This window comes from Legionella qingyii (assembly GCF_003990155.1).
Classification (GTDB): Bacteria; Pseudomonadota; Gammaproteobacteria; order Legionellales; family Legionellaceae; genus Legionella; species Legionella qingyii.
This window is the reverse complement of record NZ_RZGX01000003.1, coordinates 223,000-245,211: the sequence shown is the minus strand read 5'-3', so window position 1 is coordinate 245,211 and position 22,212 is coordinate 223,000. Positions and strand designations below refer to the sequence as shown.

Here is a 22,212-nt window from a genome sequence, read left to right as displayed (position 1 = left end):
CAGTGTGATACGTTACCCGAAAATTAGTTATCATCCCTCTTACACCGCATTCCCCAACTGGCCCCCACACAAGTAAATATAGCGCCCACTAAAAACAACGCAAATACTATGTATGCACCTGAAGCAAGATTTGTTGGAGTCACATTAACCTCTACTATAGCTTCTTTCTGACCATTCTTTGTTGAAGAAGAAATTTTGGTTGTGCCCACAGGAGTGGAGATTTGATTCACTGTAATTGGAACTGCTACTACAGTACGAGAAATGGAATTAGTATAGGTTACTACATATTGACTTAATAGTCCTATGAGGGCAGCCCCCATGATTAAAGCCATAACCCAGGTAATAAAACCGTAAATAATTCCCAAATTACGTTCAGGACAATATAAGCGTCCTAAATAACCAGCCGCATAACCTGCTACAAGCGTAGAAATCACCACACCAACAATGATTCCCAACATCCCACCCACAACTACTATGACGGATCCATTACTCATCGTTTTAAAAGCACTTAATCCGATAGCAATTCCGAAAAGATTCAATAAAAAACTGAGACCTAGCGCAGTTAATGCACCAACAAAAATGGCGGTCCAGGAGATACGTTTATTTGGATGTATGTGGCAGTGTTCATGATCCGATGTAACTTTATTTGTCATTTGAGCTTTCCTTATCTCATATCTAACATTATAGCTTCAGGATTATATGAAGTTTTTTGGGGCTGCTGCTCTCAATTTATATTGGATCTTACAGCATAGGAATAAATTGTTTACATTAAAAAACTAACCTATATATTTTTATTTTTCAAGAGCATATAACAACAGATAGATGAATTGTGACATGTCGAAATTCATGTCTCCCTAGTTTCTGCTATTTGCTCTATGTTTCGAGCAATATTTTTTGCAATCGTACTTAAAGGTAAATCGTTGTCATCTTTACCAAATGGTTCTTCCAATTCTTCAGATAATATTTCCAAACCCAATAAAATATATACAATCATAACCATCATCGGAATAATCAAAAATCCAAATGTATCTACCCAACCAAAAGGGAACATGATGGCATAAAAAAGCATCGCTTGTTTCACAAAGAAGGCAAAGGCATAAGGGACATGAGTATTGGCGATTCGCTCACAGCCCCCGGTCATGTCTATCAAATTAGCTATGTGAGTATCTAACGCCAGATATTGCTCCAGCTGCAGCTTATTTTCTTGGCGTAATTGATTCAGAATACGATACATCTTTTGCGTTACTATAAGAACTGGATGTTTCCCTTCAAATTCATGTATACATAAGGAAAGTAACTCTGTTTGAATCTCTTTACTTTCTTTGCGTAAATGGGCTTTGATGATAATAGGTAATTTTTTTAACAATTCATAAAAATCAGGATATTCCTGTAATCCTATATAGGCATCAAACTTTAAACCTAAATTTCTGCAATTATTATTAATCGAACCCCATAAAATTCGTCCTTCCCACCAGCGTGCATAACTGGTATTTACTCTAAAACTAATGATTATCGTTAAGATAAAGCTAAAAATCAGATGGAATTGGCCAACACTATAACGCGTCGCGTTTTCAAAAAAACAAGCGATTATTACCGCGTACAGGATAATAATTATTGTTATGGGTAATAATTTCCGGAACACTTTTTCTTTATAAAACAAGAAAAGATGAGTTACCCAGGTTAAAAGATTATGTGATCTCAATTTCATCAATACTTTCTCTACGTAAAAAATACAGTGTAACTTGAGTCCGATTGTGAAGCAAAAAGTCATCAGCTCGTGACATATTGGAGCTAGGAATCACTATCATTAAATTAAAGATTATTGTCATTTCCGCGAAAGCGAAAATCTATTCCTAAATGAGCACGACACCCGACCAGAAATACGTTCCCGCCTTCGCGGAAACAATCGTTTTTTCCATAAAGATTTTGTCATTTCCGCGAAGGCGGAAATCTATTCCTAAATGAGCACGACACCCGACCAGAAATACGTTCCCGCCTTCGCGGAAACAGTTTTTCCTTAACTTAATAGCAGTGGGGTTAAGGATGAGCGCTCTACCGCGCTACATCCATTGTCTGATTTGATTTTCCACTTCCAACGCTAAAGCATGATGAGCCATATCTGTGGGATGAACTGAATCTGCAAAAAGGTAATTATTTGAAGTTTGTTGACATAATATAGCTATTGGAGAAGTACATACAGGATCGGTTACATTCTGAAATAAAAATGATACCCCGCTTATGACAGTCGGCTCCCCTGCTTTTGCATTACTGATTATGTTATCCAAAGCGGTATAAGTATCAAAATATAAAATTTTGACTTTAGACCGTTTGGCAGCCAATTTTTGATTTAACAGCGAATTAAACATAAAACTAAGATTTTTTATTTTTCCTGGTAGCAATGGATCCCCGATTGCTACTGCCAGTTGGTTTATGAATGGAGTAGCACCAATATTAGGCTGAGATAAGATCACGAATTGTTTAGCGCCTCGAGCACTAAGAACATCAATCTGTTGAACAATCTGAGTTGTGGTCACGTCAATCAATTGCATGAACGCGATTGGATTAAGCTGTTCAGAAATTCCATAAAGCATATCGTTCGCACCTGACCAAATAAAGTACACCGCATTAGAATCCAATTTTTTGGGTGCGGTAGACAAGTAATTTTGGACCTGGCGCTGAAGAGATGGAGCCCAATAAAAGTCTATGCCTGGTTCAGCTACAGTCCTACTTCCTCCACAAGCAAAATTAAACCCATTGGGTAGTGGTACTATCGGAGGCGCAGGCGGTTTAGAGGGGTCAATAAAAATAGGAGTTGAATTATTGGTCATCTTGTCATCTATGGTGGGAAATAGAGTACCTGCAGGCAGAAGTGGCGTCCCCATGATGTCATGCGCTATATATTGAGCCCAAGTGTATCCATTAAAGGTTGTAAACGTAGGTGCTTTATCAGGCATACCATTGATGAGTGTAAACACATTATTAAAACCACTATCTGTTAAGCTATCGCCAAAAAAGTAAACTTTGGTAATTTTATTAAGTGGAATAGCTTGAGCGACATGGGGCAGCATACAGCAGAAAGAAAACATACTCATCAACACAACTAATTGTGTTTTGGCATGTAATATCATTTTTCTTATTTTTGTTAACATTAAATTATCTCCTTATAATGACTTAGCAGCTGTATCGTAATCCCAGCGATACAATATTCTCTGTACCTTTATAGTCGGCACTTACTTGATTGACTTCTAATGGCGCTGCCAGACCAGGAATACCTTCATTGGCTTGGGCAATGTTCACTGATTGCTTACGAATAAAAATATGCGAGTAAGCACCATCAACTGAGAAATGGTTGTTTATAAAATAGCTCAATCCAAAATTTAACCAATATTGATCGGACTCAGGAATAAGTGGAGTACGATTTTGTAAATCGATTGGGGTTTGGTTATACGCAAATCCTCCACGTAAAGTCAGGGAAGAATTGTAACGGTAATCAGCGCCAAGAGAGCCGAAAAAGGTGTTATGCCATTTCATTGGTACAATATAAAAGGTCTCATAACCATCTGGAGTTGAAACAACAAGATCACCTAAATAATCCCAGAAATTAACCTGAGCTGTTGCCTTTAGCGTCCACTCATTAATATCCCGAGCAACACCAATAGTTAATACCCCAGGGGTCTTAAAATTATTACTCACAGCAGTTTCACTGTTGAATAAGAAGGTAGTTGCAGGCGAAGGCAATATATCACCAATAATCGTATATTGTTCCCCATGACCACTCAGATTTGTGGAGATTTCCGAGCGGTAACTCACCCCAAAACGAGTAAATTGGTCCCACTGAAATAAGGCGCCAAGGGTATAACCATAACCCCACCCATCACTCTTTAAATGCGTAGGTTCTGTGGCTGCAATGAATAGATCAATGGGAGGAACACCCGTATTAACCCCATCAAAATGCGAAAAAATCGTTTTTAAATATTGCGCTTGAAAGCCAACACCTAACGACAATTTCTCATTAACTTGATATGCGAGGGTGGGATTAATATCAACAGAATTAATCTCACTTTTGACTGTTGCATAACGTAATACAGAATCTTCAGAATATTTATTATATAAATAAAACGGTTCTACAACGGCTAACCCAAGGGTTAACTTATCGAGAGGTGTGCGCCAACCAATGTAACCTTGGGGAATAAAAACTGCGTTGCTGATGTTATGTTGGGAAGCACTCCCTTGAACAGGACCGGCAATATTTGATGGTGGCATACCCGGAACATAAAATGTATGAAAAGCTTCTCCATTAATCATACTGATTTGGGGGATAAACTCACTTGCACCAACGTAAATCTGATTTTGCTGTAAAGTAGATAATGTTGCTGGATTGTTATACAAAGCTGAAACATCATTATTAGCCGCTGCAGAACCAGCCATTGCAGAACCTTGCAAGCTTGGGCTAGTCTCATTTAGCTGCAAACCAGCAGCAAATGCTGATAATCCCCCAAAAAATTGAGAAATTAAAACAGCCGCTGCAAACTCCTTATTGAATAAACGTGAATAACTCACCTTAGACTCCTTTCTTCATTTCACTACACTTCATGTTAAAATCCAGCAATACCTTGTCAGATTTGCAAAGAAAGTTCAAATCTATTTTTATTTTCTTATCAAAATTAAACCTAATTTTTGAGCTTATACCTAGGGATATTCTCGGGAAAAAAAGCCATAAGGTTTGGGATTGCTCCTTATATTTAAGCCGGTTAAGATAGATAGAACTTAAAAATCTAAGGGAATGGATCCATGAGTGATTTTTTTCAAACTCCGCCCCATTTGGGCAATCAATATGATGAAGATCGCGTTTTAAAAACTTATCTGGAATGGAAACTTCCCTCTTCCATGTTGATGGAAATTAAACCTGAATTGTATCGTCTTGGCCAGCGAGTCATTGAAGACATCTATAAATTAGGAGAGGAAGCTGAGTCCTTCCCACCCAAGCATATACCCTATGATCCCTGGGGTAAACGCATTGACCATATTGAAGTTTCCCAAGCATGGAAAGAGCTTGACAAAATCTCTGCGGAAGAACAATTAATTGCCATAGGATATGAACGACGACATGGCGCATTATCCCGCATCCATCAGTTTGCCAAATTGTATTTATTTCATCCCTCATCAGCAATCTATACTTGCCCTCTCGCAATGACTGATGGGGCTGCTCGAGCTTTAGAACTGTACGCAGATGATTCCTTGAAAAATCACGCCCTTCCCCATTTAACCTCTTCTGACCCAGATCATTTTTGGACCTCTGGGCAATGGATGACCGAACGCACAGGAGGTTCTGATGTGAGTGGCACATCAACCATTGCAAGACAGGATGGTTCTCATTATCGTCTCAATGGCGTTAAATGGTTTACTTCTGCCACAACATCACAAATTGCTATGACTCTTGCCCGTATTGAAGGAGCCCCCGAAGGTAGTAAAGGGTTGAGTCTGTTTTATCTTGAACTTCGAGATCAGATGGGCAAACTTAATGGCATACACATTAATCGATTAAAAGACAAATTAGGCACTCGCGCCCTTCCGACCGCTGAATTAACTCTGGAGGATGCTCCTGCGTTATTAGTTGGAAAAGCTGGAGATGGAGTAAAAAAAATATCATCCCTGTTTAATATTACACGCATTTACAATGCCTGTTGCGCGGTGGGTTACATGCGGCGAGCCCTTGCACTTGCTCGTGATTATGCTTCAAAACGTGTTGCTTTTGGCCGCACTCTGTCTAAGCATGTACTCCATCTGGAAACATTAGCAAACATGCAAGTCGAATTTACCGCCGCATTCCATCTGGTTTTTCATGCCATCGAGCTTTTAGGAAAAGATGAATTAAATGAAGCAACAGAAATGGAGCGTGCTGTACTGAGACTTTTAACTCCTCTGATAAAACTTTATACGGCAAAACAAGCAATCACCCTAATCAGCGAAGCCCTGGAAGCTTTTGGTGGGGCTGGTTATATTGAAGATACAGGACTTCCCCAATTATTAAGAAATGCACAAGTACTATCCATATGGGAAGGAACAACTAATATTCTCAGTCTTGATGCATTGCGCGCTATTCATAAAGAGAATGCAGCCGTGTTTTTTCTTGAGGACATGCAAAAGCGATTAAGTCATATTAACAATAAAGAACTCACTCACTCTCAAATAAAAGCACAACACGCCGTTCACAAACTGCAGAACTATATTCAATCCATGTCCCAGATGAGTGATGAAGAACAACAAACTGGAGCACGACAACTTGCATTTGCATTGGCACAAACCTACGCAGCGAGCTTATTATTAGAACATGCCCAATGGGCCCTGAATAACAATAAGGATGCCCTACCCGTAATGACTGCAACTCGTTGGTGCGAAAAAAGTCTACCTGAATTGGTACATTTTTCGGAAAATTATAGAAAGGAATCACAAATACTGGCGATGGACTATAACGGCTTTCACTAGATAACAAATACACGCTATTAGGATAAAAGATATTCCTGCTAATATAAAAAAAGCAGACGAATTATGGTCAAAAATAAAAGATAAAAACCCTTCTATTTAAGCTTATTTTTCGACAACTCATTGGATTCAAAGCACGTTAAAACCGTGCTTTTTTGTTACAAAGAACACTTGCATTTACCCCTAAAGGTCTTTATTGTTGATCTCCCACTAATAACTAATTTTATGAAAATTAAGGGAATTTATGAGAAAAATAGGGATCTTAGTTGGTTTTTTGTGTTTCTTAAATGATGGATTTGCCAAAACGCCAATTGTTGCTCCTCAACCCACTTCTTGTATTACAGGAAGCTTGAGCTCAACGGGTACAAAAAGCTGGCAAACAATTTCACTGAAATTAACTAACAATTGCAATCAAACTGTAGATTTTCAAAACTCTACAATAACGTTTTCTAATAGCAGCAATTTGAATACCTCATTTTGGGGAAATTTTTCGCCTTTATCCTATCCAGTCAATACATTACAAATTACGTCACAGCCCCAAAGTAACGGCACCTATTTATCTTCGCTCTCGTTACAATTCCCCACATACCCAGGTGCCAATAGCAAGCTGCCTAAAGGAAGTTTTTTTACAATTATTTATGGGGCGCCTACTGCAGATTACATAGCCAATAGTGTTCTTGTTTACTTAAATTCCCCAGTATCTACAGGTAATATTAATTTAATTAATGCAACAACAAAACCTGCGAACGTATCGCAAAACTATGCTTTAGTTAATTTAACTTTAAATGGACAAACTATAAGTACAGTCCAGGTTCCCTGGTCTGGTCAACAACTCATATCAGGTCTCTCTGCCGGAACTTATACCGTTTCACCAACCGCTGTTATGGATAGCAATGGAGTCGTGTATCAAGGCGTAGCAAATCCAACAAACTTAACCGTTTCAGCTGATACCACAGTTTCCTCTACTCTTACCTATACAGCATTGCCAACAACAGGAAACATCAATATCAAATTACCTGCATTGCCATCTCATTTATCAGGTTATACAGGCATACCTACTGTAACTTTAACTCGGATGGATAATCAAAGCGCCATCAATGCACAAGTACTTTGGAGCACAACGAATGTAATTAGTCAGTTGGCTAATGGAGTCAGTTATACTTTTTCTACTCCTGCGATCGCATACAATGGGTATAGTTGTACCCCAGTATTCACACCAACATCGGCTACTGCAGCAGTTTCTGCCCCAACAATACAACTTACCTATAACTGCATTCAAGTAGCTCAAGACAGTGTTCCAATTACAATAACAGGAGCCCCCTCCTCTCTTTCCTCCATTAATGTAACCTTTACTCCTAGTGGTAATGGTTCAGCTGTAAATGAAACAATTTTATTAAGTAATGGCACAGGAACGAGTAATGTAAACTTAACTGATGGGGTCGTTTACACAGTAAGTGCAACAGCAGTTAATGGTTATACAATTAGTTATTCTCCCCAGCCTTTAACCGCATCGTCTTCTGCTACAGAAACGATTACTTATACTCAAAGCACAACCACTGGCGGCAGAATTATAGGCTACTTACCAGGCTGGGTAACACCACCATCCGCTACTGCATTAGCTAATGCTGGTTATACCCATATTCTTGTTGCTTTTGGGGTATTTAGCACTACATCCCCAGGACAAATTACTTCGGCGTTCGATACTGTATCAACAAGTTACATTCAATCATTGCATAATGCAGGCATTAAGGTATTGCTCTCTTTAGGTGGTGCATCCTCAGGCATCCCCAATACCACAGTAAATTTTCATCAGGTATTGGCTGCTGCCTCTTCACCTGCAGCCTTCCAACAAACCTTCATTACTTCATTAGAAAATCTTGTCACTCAATATCATTTTGATGGATTTGATTTCGATATTGAAAGTGGGTTAAACGCAGGCGGAACGTTTACCAATCCTACAGGTGATATTGCCGTTTTAGCGAATATTATCAATACAATGCATACCAATCATCCTGATTTGCTTCTTACCTTAGCGCCGCAAACTGCTAATGTTGCTGCCACCTCAGGGTTTGATGCAACATGGGGGAACTATGCATCATTGGTGATGCAAACCCATCAATCTTTAGAATGGGTTGGTATTCAAATTTATAATGCAGGGTGTACCTTCGGCATTGACTTAATTTGTTATGATCCAAACAATACAAGTACTCCCAATGCTTCGGTAGCCATGGCAACTGATTTATTAGAAAATTGGCCTGCAGTCACCAGTTCAGGACAACAAACTGGATTCCAACCTTACATCAGTAATTTAACCCCATCTCAAGTAGTTCTTGGTTATCCTGCACCCAATGCATCAGGACAAAGTGATGGCTCACCGGCAGCAGTCATTAGTACAATCAAACGAGCCATACAATGTTTACGCACAGGGGTCGCCAGTTCATCAAGCTGTGATACCTATGTTCCACCACGAGCTTATCCAGGATTTGGTGGTGTTTTTGACTGGGAAGTAATTCATGATCAAAATAACAATTATCACTTTGCAACCAGTCTGGTAAACTGCGTCATTAATAATAATTGTAATTAATTCTAGCCTGGTGCAGCACAGCGGCATCGCCATTAAGTTAAGAATTTTTGTCATTCCCGCGAAAGCGGGAATCTATTCTTAAAGTAATACTGTTCCTCGTTAGAAATGAGTTCCCGTCCTCGCGGGCGCACCCAAGCTATTAGAGTAAACTATGGAAAAATCCGGACTGCTTTTAATCGCGATGGCATTTCTATTAGGCCTTCGTCATGGTTTTGATTTGGATCATCTAGCAACTATTGATTCAGTTACACGGATGGTCAGCTCACATCGAACTCTGGCAAAAATTGTAGGTTTTTTATTTTCTCTTGGACATGGTAGTGTAGTCATTTTAATCAGCTTAATTATTGGTAATGGAATAAAACCTATAATAGTTCCCCAATGGCTAGACGGAGTGGGAAACAGTATATCGATTACTTTTTTATTGATTTTTGGATTATTAAATCTTTGGAATGTGTTCCGCAGCCCATCCACCCCTCCTCTTCCAACCAGTTTAAAAAACTACTTAGCAAAGAAATTAATTCGGAATAACTTTAATCCTTTTTTTATCATCTTAATCGGAGCACTCTTTGCTCTGTCCTTTGATACAGTAAGCCAAGTTGTTTTATTTTCTCTTTCCGCACGAGCCATGGCTGGATGGTTATTTTCAGGAGTACTTGGGATCGTTTTTATGTTTGGGATGATGGTTTCTGATGGACTAAATGGTTTATTTGTTTCAACTTTGATCCAACGTGCTGATTCAGTATCTCTTTTATTCTCTCGCATGGCGGGTCTTATAATTGCATCATTTAGTTTGATTATTGGTATGATTAATTTAATCCAAATGTATAATTAGAAATTTAATATCAGGTCATATAATGCATGAATTGTGGCTGTGTAAAAGTATTCTTGAAATAATTAAGCAGAAAGCGGATACAACACAGTGTGCTCGTATAAAAAAAATAGTTTTAGAAATTGGCCAACTTGCTGCAGTTGAGAAGAATGCCCTGATTTTTGGTTTTACCGTAATTGCCAAAGGAACAGTAGCTGAAAACGCCGAACTTTACATCGTCGATATTCCTGGAGAAGCACTCTGCGAATCGTGTCAAAAGCGAATTCCCTTGCAACAGTATTACGATGCATGTCAGGCTTGTGGCAGTCATGCATTAAAGGTTATTCACGGTGAAGAATTACGAATCAAATCTATGGTGGTCGAATAATGTGTGGAATTTGTGGTTGTTCTGAAGAACAGAATGAAATGGAGCATCATGAACATCAGCATGGACATGAGCATGGACATCAACAAGAACATCATGTTCATGACGAACATCTGGTTCATGTGGAGCAAAATATTTTAGCTAAAAACCAACAATTTGCCCGCAACAATAAAAGTTTTTTAGCTAAAAAAAATATTTTAGCATTGAATATCATGTCAAGTCCGGGCTCAGGCAAAACGACCCTGTTGGCAAAAACCATTCTGGATTTAAAAGAGGAATTGGATATTGCAGTTGTAGTAGGGGATCAACAAACGCAGCACGATGCAGAACTCATTAAAGCCAGTGGCGGCAATGCCCTACAAATAAATACGGGAAAAGTATGTCATTTGGATGCACATATGGTGGGTCATGCATTAGAAGATCTTCCTCTGAAAGCAAACTCACTTTTATTTATCGAGAATATAGGTAACCTTGTTTGTCCTGCATTATTTGATTTAGGTGAGCAATTCAAAGTAGTTATTCTCTCCGTAACAGAAGGAGATAATAAGCCATTGAAATATCCTGATATGTTTCATTGTGCTGATCTCATGATCATCACCAAAATGGATTTGCTCCCTTATGTCAATTTTGATCTGGAGCAGTGCATAAAATACGCGCGTCAAATTAAACCCGGTATTGAAACTCTAACCCTTTCAACGAGCCATGGTAATGGTTTAAATGATTGGTATGAATGGCTAAGACAAAAACAAATAAATAACCGTGTTTAAACGAATCGAACGATTAAGAATAATCATTCAAGGACAGGTTCAGGGTGTTGGCTTTAGACCTTGTGTTTACCGGATCGCCAAACAACTTGATCTCACTGGATGGATCCAAAATAGTGCATCCGGTGTACTGATTGAAGTACAAGGGATTTTAGCCTGTAATTTTATTGCTTATTTACAAGAAAACTTACCTCCACTTGCTAAAGTAAATAATATTCAACAGGAAACCATCCCTTTACAAGCCAATGAAAAACTTTTTAAAATTATTGAAAGCCAAAATGGCAGAGTAAATACCATCATTACCCCTGATATCTGTATTTGCTCTGAATGTTTACAGGAACTCTTTGATCCTCAAAGCCGCTATTTCCATTATCCCTTTTTGAATTGTACGCACTGCGGTCCCCGATTTACCATCACTCGTAATCTTCCTTATGATCGCAATCAAACCTCAATGGATTTGTTCCCTTTATGCGACGATTGCCAGGCAGATTATAATAATCCTGAAAACCGACGCTATCATGCTCAACCTACTGCTTGTATCCATTGCGGCCCTCAACTTTCATGTTCTGTGGAAGAAATAGCACAAAGTATTGTGCAAGGCGAGATCATTGCCTTAAAAAGTTTAGGGGGTTATCAACTCATTTGTGATGCACGCAATGAAGCTGCAATAGCCAGGTTGCGGGCAAGAAAAAACCGCGATGCGAAACCTTTTGCGCTCATGGTGGTGAACAGTCTAAGCGCAAAACATCTTGTCACAATCAATCAACACGAACAAGATTTATTAGAAAGCGTTACCCGCCCTATTGTTTTACTCAAAAAAAATGATGCATTGAGGGAGTTCAATCCCCAAATTGCTCCGGGTTTAAACATTTTAGGAATCATGCTTCCATACACTCCATTGCATTATTTACTTTTTAATGCGCTTATTGGAAATGAGAGCGGTTATGAGTGGTTAAACACGTTTCAAGACATCACATTAGTAGTTACCAGCGCAAACTTAGGCGGTGAACCGCTTATAATTGAAGACCATCGTGCCGAGCAAGAACTCAATCATGTTGCAGATAAAATTGTCTCCTACAATCGTCAAATTGTGACTCGTGCAGATGATTCAGTAGTACGCCTAATGCATCATACTCCAGTATTTATTCGTCGCTCTCGAGGTTTTGTACCTAACCCAATCCAGCTCCCCTACGCAATTCCATCAACCTTGGCCGTAGGCGGACATCTAAAAAATACGTTTTGCATTACTCGCGGTAATGAAGCCTTTGTTTCCCAACATATTGGGAGTTTAAATAACAAAGCAACCATTGAATTTTTCCATGAGTCATTAAATCATTTGTTACGTTTTCTCGATGTAACACCAGAACGAATCGCTCATGACTTACATCCCGATTTTTACACGACCCACTTTGCCGAGCACTATGGAGTTCCTGCTTTTGCAATACAACATCACCATGCTCATTTGGCTTCAGTTATAGCAGAGCATGGCATCAAAAAATCAGTCCTAGGTTTAGCTCTTGATGGGTATGGATACGGCAACAATGGAGAAGCCTGGGGTGGTGAACTCTTTTTATTAGAAAATACAAGTTGTACTCGGATTGGAGCTTTTGTACCTCTCCTGCAACCAGGCGGAGAAAGTGCAGCTCGCGAACCCTGGAGAATGGCAGCAAGTGTTTTGCATCGTTTAGGACGCGGCAATGAAATTGCACAACGATTTTCTGAGTTTCCACAAGCACACTTGATTCAGCAAATGCTGGATAAAAAAATAAACAGCCCTCCCACAAGCAGTTGCGGCCGCTTGTTTGATGCAGCAAGTGCATTATTAGGAATCCAATTAATCTCGCATTACGAAGGACACGCCGCAATGCACTTAGAAAGTCTCGTGACCCAGGTACAAATCATCTCCAATGGGTGGCAAATAAAAGAGAATTGCTTTGATATGATGCCCACCCTCGAACTGCTGGCTAATTGTCCTGCTCCTATAACCGGAGCCAATCTTTTTCACGGGACACTGATTGCGGGTCTTGCAGAATGGATCAAGAAAACCTGTCGAGAAAGGAAAATTGATATGATAGTATTAAGCGGAGGCTGTTTTTTGAATCAAATATTAACCGAAGGATTAACTGCTGTACTAAATGAATCCGGTATCACCTCTTTTTTACCGCGTGCTCTTCCACCCAATGATGGAGGAATTTCCCTCGGACAAGCCTGGATTGCGGGGAATTTATAATTAATATACCAAGAACTCAGGCTGAAAGGGATAGCCAAATTTAATAAGAACAAAGGATAATTTATGTGTTTGGCGTTACCCGCACAAATTATACAAATTCTTGATGATGCCAAAGCGATAGTCAATATAGGTGGTATCACCAAAGAAATCTCCACTGAGTTATTAGATGAAATCGCATTGGGAGATTATGTGGTTATTCATGTTGGCTATGCGTTAACACGACTTGATGAACTCGAAGCACAAAAAACCCTGGATTTATTTGCTCAAATGGCCCAAGGTGCATCGGCATGAAATACATTGAAGATTTCAGAAATGGCAATTTTGCAAAAGTACTCGCCAAAGTAATTGCGACACAAGTTGATCCGAATCGACACTACCAGTTCATGGAGTTTTGTGGCGGTCATACCCATGCAATTCATCGTTATGGAATTCCGAGCTTATTGCCAAATAATGTAGAAATGATCCATGGCCCTGGATGCCCTGTCTGCGTATTGCCTATGGCTACAACGGATAAAGCAATGGCTTTGGCCGCATTACCTAATGTGATTCTCTGCAGCTATGCAGATATGTTGCGCGTTCCAGGTACGGGACAAAAAAATCTATTACATGCCAAAGCAACAGGCGCTGATGTACGAATGATTTATTCAGCAAGCGACGCATTAAGAATTGCTCAAGAAAACCCACAGAAAGAAATTGTATTTTTTGCTATTGGCTTTGAAACCACAACGCCACCAACAGCATTGGTTATCCGCCAAGCGGAACAACTAAAACTCAGTAATTTTAGTGTTTTTTGTAACCATGTATTAACACCAGTGCCTATGGATCACCTGCTGCAATCCAACGAAGTCAAACTCGATGGGTTTGTGGGTCCTGCTCATGTCAGTATTGTCATTGGCAGCCAGCCCTATGAAGCAGTATGCAAAAAATACAAAAAACCCATTGTGATTTCAGGCTTCGAACCTTTGGATGTACTGCATTCTATTTTAATGCTAATCCAGCAAATCAATGAGCAACGATGTGAGGTAGAAATTCAATATACACGGGCAGTTAATCGCTTGGGAAATCTTCTATCCCAACAAATTATGGATGACGTATTTGAATTACGCGATCAATTTGAATGGCGTGGCTTGGGATTTATTCCTCAAAGTGCTTTAAAAATCAGAGCCGAATATGCTGAGTTCGATGCAGAGAAACGTTTTGATATCCCTGATTTTACCTCTCAAGAGCACAAACAATGTATTTGCGGTGAGGTACTGCGTGGTGTAAAAAAACCAATAGAATGTAAATTATTTGCCAAAGCATGTGTCCCGGAAAATCCCTTAGGTTCCTGTATGGTGTCCTCTGAAGGCGCATGTGCTGCGGTATATGCTTATGGGCGGGTGAATGCATGATGACGCAAGCAGTATTATCCAAAAAAGTAAAAGCACCAAAACTTAATTTTAAAGAAGGCGTTATTAATTTAACTCATGGCAGCGGTGGACGCGCCATGGCTCAATTAATCGAGCAAATGTTTTTAGCTGCCTTTGATAACCACTGGCTAGCTGAAAGAAATGATCAGGCTTGTTTTTCAGTATCCGCAGGTCGAATGGTCATGACCACAGATGCGCATGTGATTTCACCGTTGTTCTTTCCAGGGGGTAATATTGGCTCCTTATCGGTTCATGGAACCGTGAATGACATTGTGATGTCGGGTGCAAAACCATTATACCTGTCTGCCAGTTTTATTTTAGAAGAAGGATTTCCTCTTGCTGATTTACAAAAAATTGTCAACTCGATGGCTGCTGCCGCACAACAAGCTCATATTCCCATTATTACCGGTGATACCAAAGTAGTCGAACGCGGCAAAGGAGATGGAGTGTTCATTACCACTACGGGAATTGGAGTAGTCCCTGAAGGCATCCATATCTCTGGTAACAGAGCGAAACCCGGTGATCGTGTCCTAGTCAGCGGACATATTGGCGATCATGGTGTTGCCATTATGGCTCATCGGAATAATTTACAATTTCAAACAACCATACAATCCGATACCGCTTCACTACATGATTTGGTGGCCCATATGATTGCTGTAGTACCCGACATTCATTGTTTGCGCGACCCTACTCGTGGAGGTCTCGCAACCACATTAAATGAATTTGCTTTGCAATCCAATGTTGGATTTATCATTGAAGAAAGCAAGATCCCAATTCGTACCGAGGTTGCCAGCGCATGCGAGTTGTTAGGACTTGATGCCCTCTATGTTGCCAATGAGGGAAAATTAGTAGCCATTTGTGCTCCCGACGATGCAAATAACTTATTAGCCGCAATGCGCGCCCACCCTTTGGGAGTTCATACGAAAATTATTGGTGAAGTGATTGAAGACCCACGACATTTTGTACAACTAAAAACAAAATTCGGGGGTATGAGAATTGTTGATTGGTTGGCAGGAGAGCAATTGCCAAGGATTTGTTGAAGTAAAACAAGTTTAATTAGGAACACTCATGGAAGAAAAACAATATTATGTCTATTTGTTGGCTAGCAAAAAGTATGGCACATTATACGTAGGGGTTACTAGCAATTTGGCACAACGAATATATCAGCATCAAGAAGGATTAGTCGAAGGATTCACAAAGAAATATAATGTCCACCAATTGGTTTATTATGAAATCCATTCAGATGTGTATGAAGCGATAACACGAGAGAAACAAATTAAGAAGTGGAATAGGCAATGGAAAATAAATCTAATTGAGCAAAATAACCCTCAATGGATAAATTTGGCCAAGGAATTATACTGATGAATGGATTCCCGCCTGCGCGGGAATGACAGAAACTCGAACTGTCATTCGAAGAGGCGGGATCTATCGGCTTAGTTACAATAAATATTGTCATTCACGCGAAGGCGGGAATCCATAGGATTAGTTACAATAAGTATTGTCATTCCCGCACAGGCGGGAATCCATAAGCTTAGTTACAATAAGTATTGTCATTCCCGCACAGGCGGGAATCCATAGGCGTAGTTACAATAAGTATTGTCATTCCCGCGAACCATAAGCTTAGTTACAATAAGTATTGTCATTCACGCGAAGGCGGGAATCTATAGGATTAGTTACAATAAGTATTGTCACTCCCGCACAGGCGGGAATCCATAAGCTTAGTTACAATAAGTATTGTCATTCCCGCACAGGCGGGAATCCATAGGCTTAGTTACAATAAGTATTGTCATTCCCGCAAAGGCGAGAATCCATAGGCTTAGTTACAATAAGTATTGTCATTCCCGCAAAGGCGAGAATCCATAGGCTTAGTTACAATAAGTATTGTCATTCCCGCGAAGGCGGGAATCCATAGGCTTAGTTACAATAAGTATTGTCATTCCCGCGCAGGCGGGAATCCATTCTCAACGTCTGGAAAAACCTCGAAGCATCACGCTGCGCTCGAGCTATAAGGAGTTTTATGTCTATAAAAATAAGCTATTTCATGCCTTATTTAAAATTGCAGAGTCTATTGGATGCCTTGCACGATGCAGGATATTCCTGCGTTGGCCCTCAAGTACGCGATGGAGCCATCGTTTATGATGTGCTCAATAGTGTAGATCAATTACCTTGGGGGATCCGTGATCAGCAAACTCCAGGAGGCTATCAATTAGAAAAAACTCCGGAACATAAGGCATTTGCCTTTGCCAATGGCCCACAAGCAATCAAACCTCTTTTATTTAAGCCTCAGGAAACGGTATGGAAAGTAAAACGGGACACTGAGGGAAAATTATCGTTCCAACCCCATCAACCGGAGGAACAACCAATAGCGATGATTGGTGCACGCTCTTGTGATTTAGCAGCAATGACCATTCAAGACAAAGTATTTATTAAGGGCGCCCATCCCGATCCACGTTATAAAAAACGGCGTGAACAGTTCTTTATTGTTGCAGTCAACTGCTCTTATTCCTCAAACAACTGTTTTTGTGTTTCAGCAGGAACCGGTCCTGAAGTCAAGAATTCGTTTGATATGCTTATGACTGAAATTGATGATGGATTTGTAGTCAAATCAGGCAGTGAACGTGGACAAGCGATTATTGATAGCTTACAGTTATCTGAAGCAAAAGCGATTCAATGCACCAAAGTAAGTAAAATTATAGAACATACCGCAGCCATGCAAACAAAAAGAATCCCTTTAGATAATAAACAAGGTTTACGCGATTTGTTATTTGCCAACTTAAATCACTCAAGATGGGAGGAAGTGGCAGAACGATGTTTATCCTGTGGTAACTGCACCTCAGTGTGTCCAACATGTTTTTGCCATAGTGAAGTAGAAAAACCCAGTCTGGATGGCACTTGTAGCGAGCATCAACGCGAATGGGATTCTTGCTTTACTGCAGGCCACAGCTATTTGAGTGGAAAAGTACTTCGTGAGGATACGCGTAAACGATATAGACAATGGTTGACTCATAAGGTAGGCAGTTGGTTTGATCAGTTTGACACCAGTGGTTGTGTAGGTTGTGGACGATGCGTTACCTGGTGCCCTGTGGGTATTGATATGACTGAAGAATTAGCCGCTGTTTCTGGTGAATCCAACGTGAGGATTAAAGAAAGTGATTAACCCAAAAATTGATCCTTATTTGCCACTTGAGGCTATCATTGTAGAGAAAACCGAAGAATCCCCTACCATTTTTACCTTGCATTTACGTTTTCTTGATCCCGAACATCAGCAACAATTTCGCTTTTACCCCGGGCAATTTAATATGCTTTATCTGTATGGGGTGGGTGAAGTTGCGATTTCCATTGTTTCTGACCCGGAAAAGAAAAATATTCTGACCCACACTATCCGTGCCATAGGTCGAGTAACTAAAGCATTACAAAAACTCCAACCTGGAGACCGCATTGGAGTACGCGGTCCTTATGGACGCGGGTGGCCGCTTGAACACACAATAGGCAAAGATGTTGTAGTACTCACAGGCGGTCTGGGTTGTGCCCCTTCGGTTTCGATTATCGAATATATTTTAGCGCGTAGAGAACAATATGGTCATCTGAGTATCCTGCAAGGCGTAAAACACAGCGATGATTTTATTTTCAGAAAACAATATGCAATTTGGCAAAAATCACCCAATACTGTAATTCATGTTGCCGCAGATCAAGCAGGGCCTAAATGGCCGTGGGCTGTTGGTTATGTTACGGATATGATTGATAAACTCAATCTAAATCCTGAAAATACAGTTGTCATGATGTGTGGACCGGAAATGATGATGAATACTGCGGTCAAGGTACTCCATCAACGAGGAATTTCAGAAGATAATATTTATTTGAGCATGGAACGAAATATGGAGTGTGGTATAGGACAATGCGGACATTGCCAATATGGAGGTGTTTTTATTTGTAAGGATGGTCCTGTTTTTACCTATTCAAAAATCAAAGAATTATTTAATGAGCCAGGATTTTAACAACCATGAAGCCACGTGTAGCGGTACATAAATTTACGTCATGCGATGGATGTCAATTAGCCTTTTTAAATTCAGGAGAGGCCTTACTCACATTATCTGACTTAGTGGATATGGTGCATTTTTCAGAGGCAGGGGCAGTCGAGTTGGATGCACAAGTGGATATCGCATTTGTTGAAGGCAGTATTTCTACCCCAGACGAAGAGCAGCGCATAAAAAAAATTCGCGAAAACAGCAAATTCATTATTACGATTGGCGCCTGTGCTACTGCAGGTGGCGTTCAAGCATTACGCCATTTCGCCAATACCAAAGAATGGGTAAGCAGTATTTATGCTTCTCCAGAATACATCCATAGCTTAAGCACCTCAACTCCAATTGCGTCGCATGTTAAAGTAGATTGGGAATTATGGGGTTGCCCTGTTAATAGCAATCAAGTATTGGAAGCGATTCGTTTTTTATTATCCAATGCAACGCCACGCATCAAACAAGATTCTGAATGTATGGAGTGTAAACGGAAAGGCAATATTTGTGTTTTAGTCACCCAAAAACAACCTTGCATGGGCCCTGTAACCAAATTAGGCTGTGGCTCCCTATGTCCAACAGTAGGACGAGGATGTTATGCATGTTATGGTCCTAAAGAAAATTCCAACCCTCAATCCTTGGGAAAATGGTTTGAACAGCTAGGCCTGACTCGAGAAGCCATTGCACAAAAATTTTTGCATATAAATAATCAAGCACCAGTGTTTAATAAAGCAGGTACTTATTTCAAGGGAATTAAAATCAGCAATGAGTAATACTATATCTATCAACGTTCCCATTTTAGCGCGCGTCGAAGGTGAAGGAGCGCTAGAACTGCACATTCAAGACAATGCAATCACCAAATTGCAATTAAAAATTTATGAACCCCCTAGATTGTTTGAGAAGTTTCTTGAAGGCAGAAGCTACACCGAGGTGTTGGATCTTGTAGCGCGAATCTGTGGAATATGTCCGGTTGCCTACCAAATGAGTGCGACTCAGGCAATTGAGCATTGTTTTGGGATACAACCCTCCCCTTGGGTACGTGAAATGCGCCGTCTCTTTTACTGCGGTGAATGGCTGGAAAGCCATAGCATGCACATACATTTTTTAGCACTACCTGATTTTTTAGGATTTAAATCAGCACCTGAAATGGCGAAACGTTATCCCGAAGAAGTAAGACGCGGCATCCGTTTGCAGGCATTTGGCAATGATTTAATCAAATTATTTGGTGGCCGTTCGGTGCATCCGGTTGGTGCCTGCTTGGGTGGATTTTATAAAGCGCCTAATCATATGGCAATCAACACACTTTTAGAAAACGCAAAAGCGCGCATCGAAGATTGTGACGCATTAATTCGCTGGCTTGCAAAACTGTCATTTCCGGATAACTCTCATGACTTTACTTGTGTCTCGCTGTATCACCCCACGGAATATCCATTCAATGAGGGACGTTTAGTCTCTGATCACGGATTAAATATCAACATTGAGGAATTTGATGCTTATTTCAAAGAGCACCAAGTCCCCTATTCCACTGCCTTGCATTGTTTATTGCAGAATAAGCCTTATCTGGTAGGGCCTCTTGCACGCATCAATAATTGTTTTGGTCATCTTCCGACACCTATTCATCTTCTGCTTCAAGATTTAAAAATAAATTTTCCTTCTCATAATATGTATCACAGCATGATGGCCCGCGCGGTTGAAATCTATTTTTGCGTTTTGGAGTCCATACGCATTATGGAACAGTATGAAATTCCTAAAGAAGCACATCCAGAGATTAAGCCACGTGCCGGAACAGGATTTGGATGTACCGAAGCTCCCAGAGGGACTCTGTGGCAACATATTCAATTAGATGCTCAAGGACAAGTTAAACTTGCCCGTATTGTGCCGCCAACCAGCCAGAATCAGGCGCGTATTGAGCAAGATTTACGTATTTCTTTGGCGCAATATGGCCTTAATCAAGACGAAGAGTCATTACGCGCCTATAGCGAAATGATTATTCGCAATTATGATCCATGTATTTCATGCTCCACTCATTTTTTAACAATTAAAGTGAATCGAGAATGAACCTCATCAAAGTATTAGGCATCGGTTCCCCTTTTGGCGATGATCAAGCAGGTTGGAAGGTAGCCGCAGAGTTAAGACGACAACTTGCAATCCCAACCCCTATGGCACCTTACGTGCTTATTGAGCACCATGATCGCCCGGGTGTTCGGCTGATAGAGTTAATTAGAGGCTTCAACACGATCTTTATCATTGATGCAGTCAAATCAGGTAGTGAAGTTGGGACTATTCATCGGTTTCACAAAGATGCACTTCTTGATTCGGAGCCCACATTCTCAACTCATGGCATCAGTATTCTCCAAGCCCTGCAATTAGCTGGTGCCCTGAATGAATTACCAGCCAATCTTTTATTTTATGGAATCGAAATTGACGCAATTACCCTGGATGAAACACTATCTCCTCAAGTAGAACAAGCAATTGGGGAGGTGACACGTCTCCTATTAAGTGAGATTGTTATAACTTATAGATTTTAGTTTTCCCTGGCATTCGAGGAATAATAAAAAAACAACTCCATTCAAATTAAAGAGAGCTGCTGCTAATTTTCTACCTTACTCTATCCTGCGGCTTGCTCGCAAGGACCAGGCGCCAAAAGAAATATAATTTGCTTTTCCTAGAAAAAGAAATATTCTATTTTCATGTTTTGCACGCTTTGATTAACTCTTAAAGATTAATGGAGACCAAATATGTCACACGTTGCACTTATTACTGGAGCAAGCAGTGGTATCGGGCGAGCATTAGCTTTAGAGCTGGCATCTAAGGACATCACCGTAATTGCTATTGCAAGAAATAACGATGAATTAATTAAACTAAAGGATAAAAACCCGAATAAGATTAAAATAATACCCGCGGATATTACTACGGATAAGGGTTTAAACAAAATTGAAGAAGAACTTAATGGATTAAAAATCAATTACTTGATCCATAGTGCAGGTATTATTTCTCCTCTTGGTTTATTACATGAAGCAAGGCCTTCTGATGTAAAGAAAATAATTGCAACAAATCTTATTGCACCCATACTGCTCACTCAAAAGACACTGCCTTTCTTCTCCAAAAAAGGCGGTCGAATTTTAAACATTACTTCCGTAGCTTCAGAACATGCCGTCCCAGGTGCAGGTGCTTACTGCATCACCAAATCGGCGCTCAATATGTGGACGCAAGTCTTGCAGACTGAATTGCCTCCTGGGATCGTAGCTACTGATGTTATCCCAGGGGAAGTAGATACTGAAATGCAAAAAAATTTGCGCGAATGTCCTATTGAACAATTCCCATTAGCTAGAGAATTTCAAGAAGCGTACCAAGAAAAAACCTTGATTCCACCCTCTGTATGCGCTGACTTTTTAGCGTTCCTCTTATTAAAAACCACACCGGAAGAATTTTCTGCAAAAAGATGGAATATTTATAAACATTATACAAAGAAAATTCCTCTTCCATTGAATAAAGAAAAACTCAATGATGGGCTAAAAAAACAATAGAATAAAAAA

At 40.1% G+C, this 22,212-nt stretch carries 20 protein-coding genes; 16 read left to right on the top strand and 4 right to left on the bottom strand.

Translation table 11 applies throughout. From position 1 onward, the window contains the following. Nucleotides 1-23: 23 nt before the first annotated feature. From ELY20_RS03510 to ELY20_RS03495, 4 genes are all read right to left on the bottom strand, one after another. Nucleotides 24-653 carry a hypothetical protein gene (locus tag ELY20_RS03510; RefSeq protein ID WP_110144268.1) on the bottom strand — a complete coding sequence of 210 codons (630 nt, stop codon included), beginning with the start codon at nucleotides 651-653 and terminating at the stop codon, nucleotides 24-26. A 191-nt stretch (nucleotides 654-844) separates the two neighbouring features. Continuing rightward, complete coding sequence (locus tag ELY20_RS03505) at nucleotides 845-1,708, bottom strand: bestrophin family protein (RefSeq protein WP_110144267.1); 864 nt, start codon at nucleotides 1,706-1,708, stop codon at nucleotides 845-847. A gap of 352 nt (nucleotides 1,709-2,060) precedes the next feature. Further along, nucleotides 2,061-3,149: an SGNH/GDSL hydrolase family protein gene (locus ELY20_RS03500; RefSeq protein WP_110144200.1), complete on the bottom strand. Its 1,089-nt coding sequence runs from the start codon at nucleotides 3,147-3,149 to the stop codon at nucleotides 2,061-2,063. A gap of 22 nt (nucleotides 3,150-3,171) precedes the next feature. After that, nucleotides 3,172-4,560 carry an OmpP1/FadL family transporter gene (locus tag ELY20_RS03495; protein WP_110144201.1) on the bottom strand — a complete coding sequence of 463 codons (1,389 nt, stop codon included), beginning with the start codon at nucleotides 4,558-4,560 and terminating at the stop codon, nucleotides 3,172-3,174. A 231-nt stretch (nucleotides 4,561-4,791) separates the two neighbouring features. Here ELY20_RS03495 and ELY20_RS03490 point away from each other — a divergent pair, with 231 nt between their 5' ends. From ELY20_RS03490 to ELY20_RS03415, 16 genes are all read left to right on the top strand, one after another. Further along, nucleotides 4,792-6,486 (top strand): acyl-CoA dehydrogenase family protein, encoded by a 1,695-nt coding sequence (locus ELY20_RS03490; RefSeq protein WP_110144202.1) that lies wholly within the window; start codon nucleotides 4,792-4,794, stop codon nucleotides 6,484-6,486. 241 nt (nucleotides 6,487-6,727) lie between these two features. Next, on the top strand, nucleotides 6,728-9,067 hold the full coding sequence (locus ELY20_RS03485) for a glycosyl hydrolase family 18 protein (RefSeq protein ID WP_127059467.1): 2,340 nt from the start codon (nucleotides 6,728-6,730) through the stop codon (nucleotides 9,065-9,067). A gap of 151 nt (nucleotides 9,068-9,218) precedes the next feature. Beyond that, a complete protein-coding gene (locus ELY20_RS03480) occupies nucleotides 9,219-9,899 on the top strand; it encodes a HoxN/HupN/NixA family nickel/cobalt transporter (RefSeq protein ID WP_110144203.1) in 681 nt (226 codons plus the stop codon). Between the two features lie 22 nt (nucleotides 9,900-9,921). Then, nucleotides 9,922-10,263: a hydrogenase maturation nickel metallochaperone HypA gene (hypA, locus tag ELY20_RS03475; RefSeq protein ID WP_110144204.1), complete on the top strand. Its 342-nt coding sequence runs from the start codon at nucleotides 9,922-9,924 to the stop codon at nucleotides 10,261-10,263. Next, on the top strand, nucleotides 10,263-11,027 hold the full coding sequence (gene hypB / locus ELY20_RS03470; protein WP_110144205.1) for a hydrogenase nickel incorporation protein HypB: 765 nt from the start codon (nucleotides 10,263-10,265) through the stop codon (nucleotides 11,025-11,027). The genes hypA and hypB overlap by 1 nt, the downstream gene beginning before the upstream one ends. A 4-nt stretch (nucleotides 11,028-11,031) precedes the next feature. Continuing rightward, the gene (hypF, locus tag ELY20_RS03465; RefSeq protein WP_110144209.1) at nucleotides 11,032-13,254 is read left to right on the top strand and encodes a carbamoyltransferase HypF; all 2,223 of its coding nucleotides are present in this window, start codon (nucleotides 11,032-11,034) and stop codon (nucleotides 13,252-13,254) included. A gap of 63 nt (nucleotides 13,255-13,317) precedes the next feature. Further along, nucleotides 13,318-13,545: a HypC/HybG/HupF family hydrogenase formation chaperone gene (locus tag ELY20_RS03460; RefSeq protein WP_110144206.1), complete on the top strand. Its 228-nt coding sequence runs from the start codon at nucleotides 13,318-13,320 to the stop codon at nucleotides 13,543-13,545. Next, nucleotides 13,542-14,645, top strand: coding sequence for a hydrogenase formation protein HypD (hypD, locus tag ELY20_RS03455; RefSeq protein ID WP_110144207.1), 1,104 nt, complete (start codon nucleotides 13,542-13,544; stop codon nucleotides 14,643-14,645). The genes ELY20_RS03460 and hypD overlap by 4 nt, the downstream gene beginning before the upstream one ends. Next, nucleotides 14,642-15,703, top strand: a complete 1,062-nt coding sequence (gene hypE, locus ELY20_RS03450) for a hydrogenase expression/formation protein HypE (protein WP_407656307.1) — start codon at nucleotides 14,642-14,644, stop codon at nucleotides 15,701-15,703. The genes hypD and hypE overlap by 4 nt, the downstream gene beginning before the upstream one ends. A gap of 28 nt (nucleotides 15,704-15,731) precedes the next feature. Continuing rightward, complete coding sequence (locus tag ELY20_RS03445; protein ID WP_110144208.1) at nucleotides 15,732-16,025, top strand: GIY-YIG nuclease family protein; 294 nt, start codon at nucleotides 15,732-15,734, stop codon at nucleotides 16,023-16,025. A gap of 679 nt (nucleotides 16,026-16,704) precedes the next feature. After that, the gene (locus ELY20_RS03440; RefSeq protein WP_407656308.1) at nucleotides 16,705-17,820 is read left to right on the top strand and encodes a 4Fe-4S dicluster domain-containing protein; all 1,116 of its coding nucleotides are present in this window, start codon (nucleotides 16,705-16,707) and stop codon (nucleotides 17,818-17,820) included. Beyond that, the gene (locus ELY20_RS03435; RefSeq protein WP_110143050.1) at nucleotides 17,813-18,658 is read left to right on the top strand and encodes an FAD/NAD(P)-binding protein; all 846 of its coding nucleotides are present in this window, start codon (nucleotides 17,813-17,815) and stop codon (nucleotides 18,656-18,658) included. The genes ELY20_RS03440 and ELY20_RS03435 overlap by 8 nt, the downstream gene beginning before the upstream one ends. 5 nt (nucleotides 18,659-18,663) lie before the next feature. Then, nucleotides 18,664-19,449, top strand: a complete 786-nt coding sequence (locus tag ELY20_RS03430; RefSeq protein ID WP_110143051.1) for an NADH-quinone oxidoreductase subunit B family protein — start codon at nucleotides 18,664-18,666, stop codon at nucleotides 19,447-19,449. Next, the gene (locus ELY20_RS03425; protein ID WP_110143052.1) at nucleotides 19,442-20,734 is read left to right on the top strand and encodes a Ni/Fe hydrogenase subunit alpha; all 1,293 of its coding nucleotides are present in this window, start codon (nucleotides 19,442-19,444) and stop codon (nucleotides 20,732-20,734) included. The genes ELY20_RS03430 and ELY20_RS03425 overlap by 8 nt, the downstream gene beginning before the upstream one ends. After that, complete coding sequence (locus ELY20_RS03420) at nucleotides 20,731-21,204, top strand: hydrogenase maturation protease (RefSeq protein ID WP_110143053.1); 474 nt, start codon at nucleotides 20,731-20,733, stop codon at nucleotides 21,202-21,204. The genes ELY20_RS03425 and ELY20_RS03420 overlap by 4 nt, the downstream gene beginning before the upstream one ends. A gap of 210 nt (nucleotides 21,205-21,414) precedes the next feature. After that, a complete protein-coding gene (locus ELY20_RS03415; RefSeq protein WP_110143054.1) occupies nucleotides 21,415-22,203 on the top strand; it encodes an SDR family NAD(P)-dependent oxidoreductase in 789 nt (262 codons plus the stop codon). Nucleotides 22,204-22,212: the final 9 nt, after the last annotated feature.

Excerpts from the sequence above, each read along its gene's own strand:
- ELY20_RS03415 (WP_110143054.1), top strand. The coding sequence starts at position 21,415 with ATGTCACACGTTGCACTTATTACTGGAGCAAGCAGTGGTATCGGGCGA.
- ELY20_RS03425 (WP_110143052.1), top strand. The coding sequence starts at position 19,442 with ATGAGTAATACTATATCTATCAACGTTCCCATTTTAGCGCGCGTCGAA.
- ELY20_RS03460 (WP_110144206.1), top strand. The coding sequence starts at position 13,318 with ATGTGTTTGGCGTTACCCGCACAAATTATACAAATTCTTGATGATGCC.
- ELY20_RS03440 (WP_407656308.1), top strand. The coding sequence starts at position 16,705 with ATGCCTTATTTAAAATTGCAGAGTCTATTGGATGCCTTGCACGATGCA.
- hypA (WP_110144204.1), top strand. The coding sequence starts at position 9,922 with ATGCATGAATTGTGGCTGTGTAAAAGTATTCTTGAAATAATTAAGCAG.
- ELY20_RS03485 (WP_127059467.1), top strand. The coding sequence starts at position 6,728 with ATGAGAAAAATAGGGATCTTAGTTGGTTTTTTGTGTTTCTTAAATGAT.
- ELY20_RS03480 (WP_110144203.1), top strand. The coding sequence starts at position 9,219 with ATGGAAAAATCCGGACTGCTTTTAATCGCGATGGCATTTCTATTAGGC.
- ELY20_RS03430 (WP_110143051.1), top strand. The coding sequence starts at position 18,664 with ATGAAGCCACGTGTAGCGGTACATAAATTTACGTCATGCGATGGATGT.
- hypE (WP_407656307.1), top strand. The coding sequence starts at position 14,642 with ATGATGACGCAAGCAGTATTATCCAAAAAAGTAAAAGCACCAAAACTT.
- ELY20_RS03490 (WP_110144202.1), top strand. The coding sequence starts at position 4,792 with ATGAGTGATTTTTTTCAAACTCCGCCCCATTTGGGCAATCAATATGAT.
- ELY20_RS03500 (WP_110144200.1), bottom strand. The coding sequence starts at position 3,149 with ATGTTAACAAAAATAAGAAAAATGATATTACATGCCAAAACACAATTA.
- hypD (WP_110144207.1), top strand. The coding sequence starts at position 13,542 with ATGAAATACATTGAAGATTTCAGAAATGGCAATTTTGCAAAAGTACTC.
- ELY20_RS03420 (WP_110143053.1), top strand. The coding sequence starts at position 20,731 with ATGAACCTCATCAAAGTATTAGGCATCGGTTCCCCTTTTGGCGATGAT.
- ELY20_RS03505 (WP_110144267.1), bottom strand. The coding sequence starts at position 1,708 with ATGAAATTGAGATCACATAATCTTTTAACCTGGGTAACTCATCTTTTC.
- ELY20_RS03510 (WP_110144268.1), bottom strand. The coding sequence starts at position 653 with ATGACAAATAAAGTTACATCGGATCATGAACACTGCCACATACATCCA.
- ELY20_RS03445 (WP_110144208.1), top strand. The coding sequence starts at position 15,732 with ATGGAAGAAAAACAATATTATGTCTATTTGTTGGCTAGCAAAAAGTAT.
- hypB (WP_110144205.1), top strand. The coding sequence starts at position 10,263 with ATGTGTGGAATTTGTGGTTGTTCTGAAGAACAGAATGAAATGGAGCAT.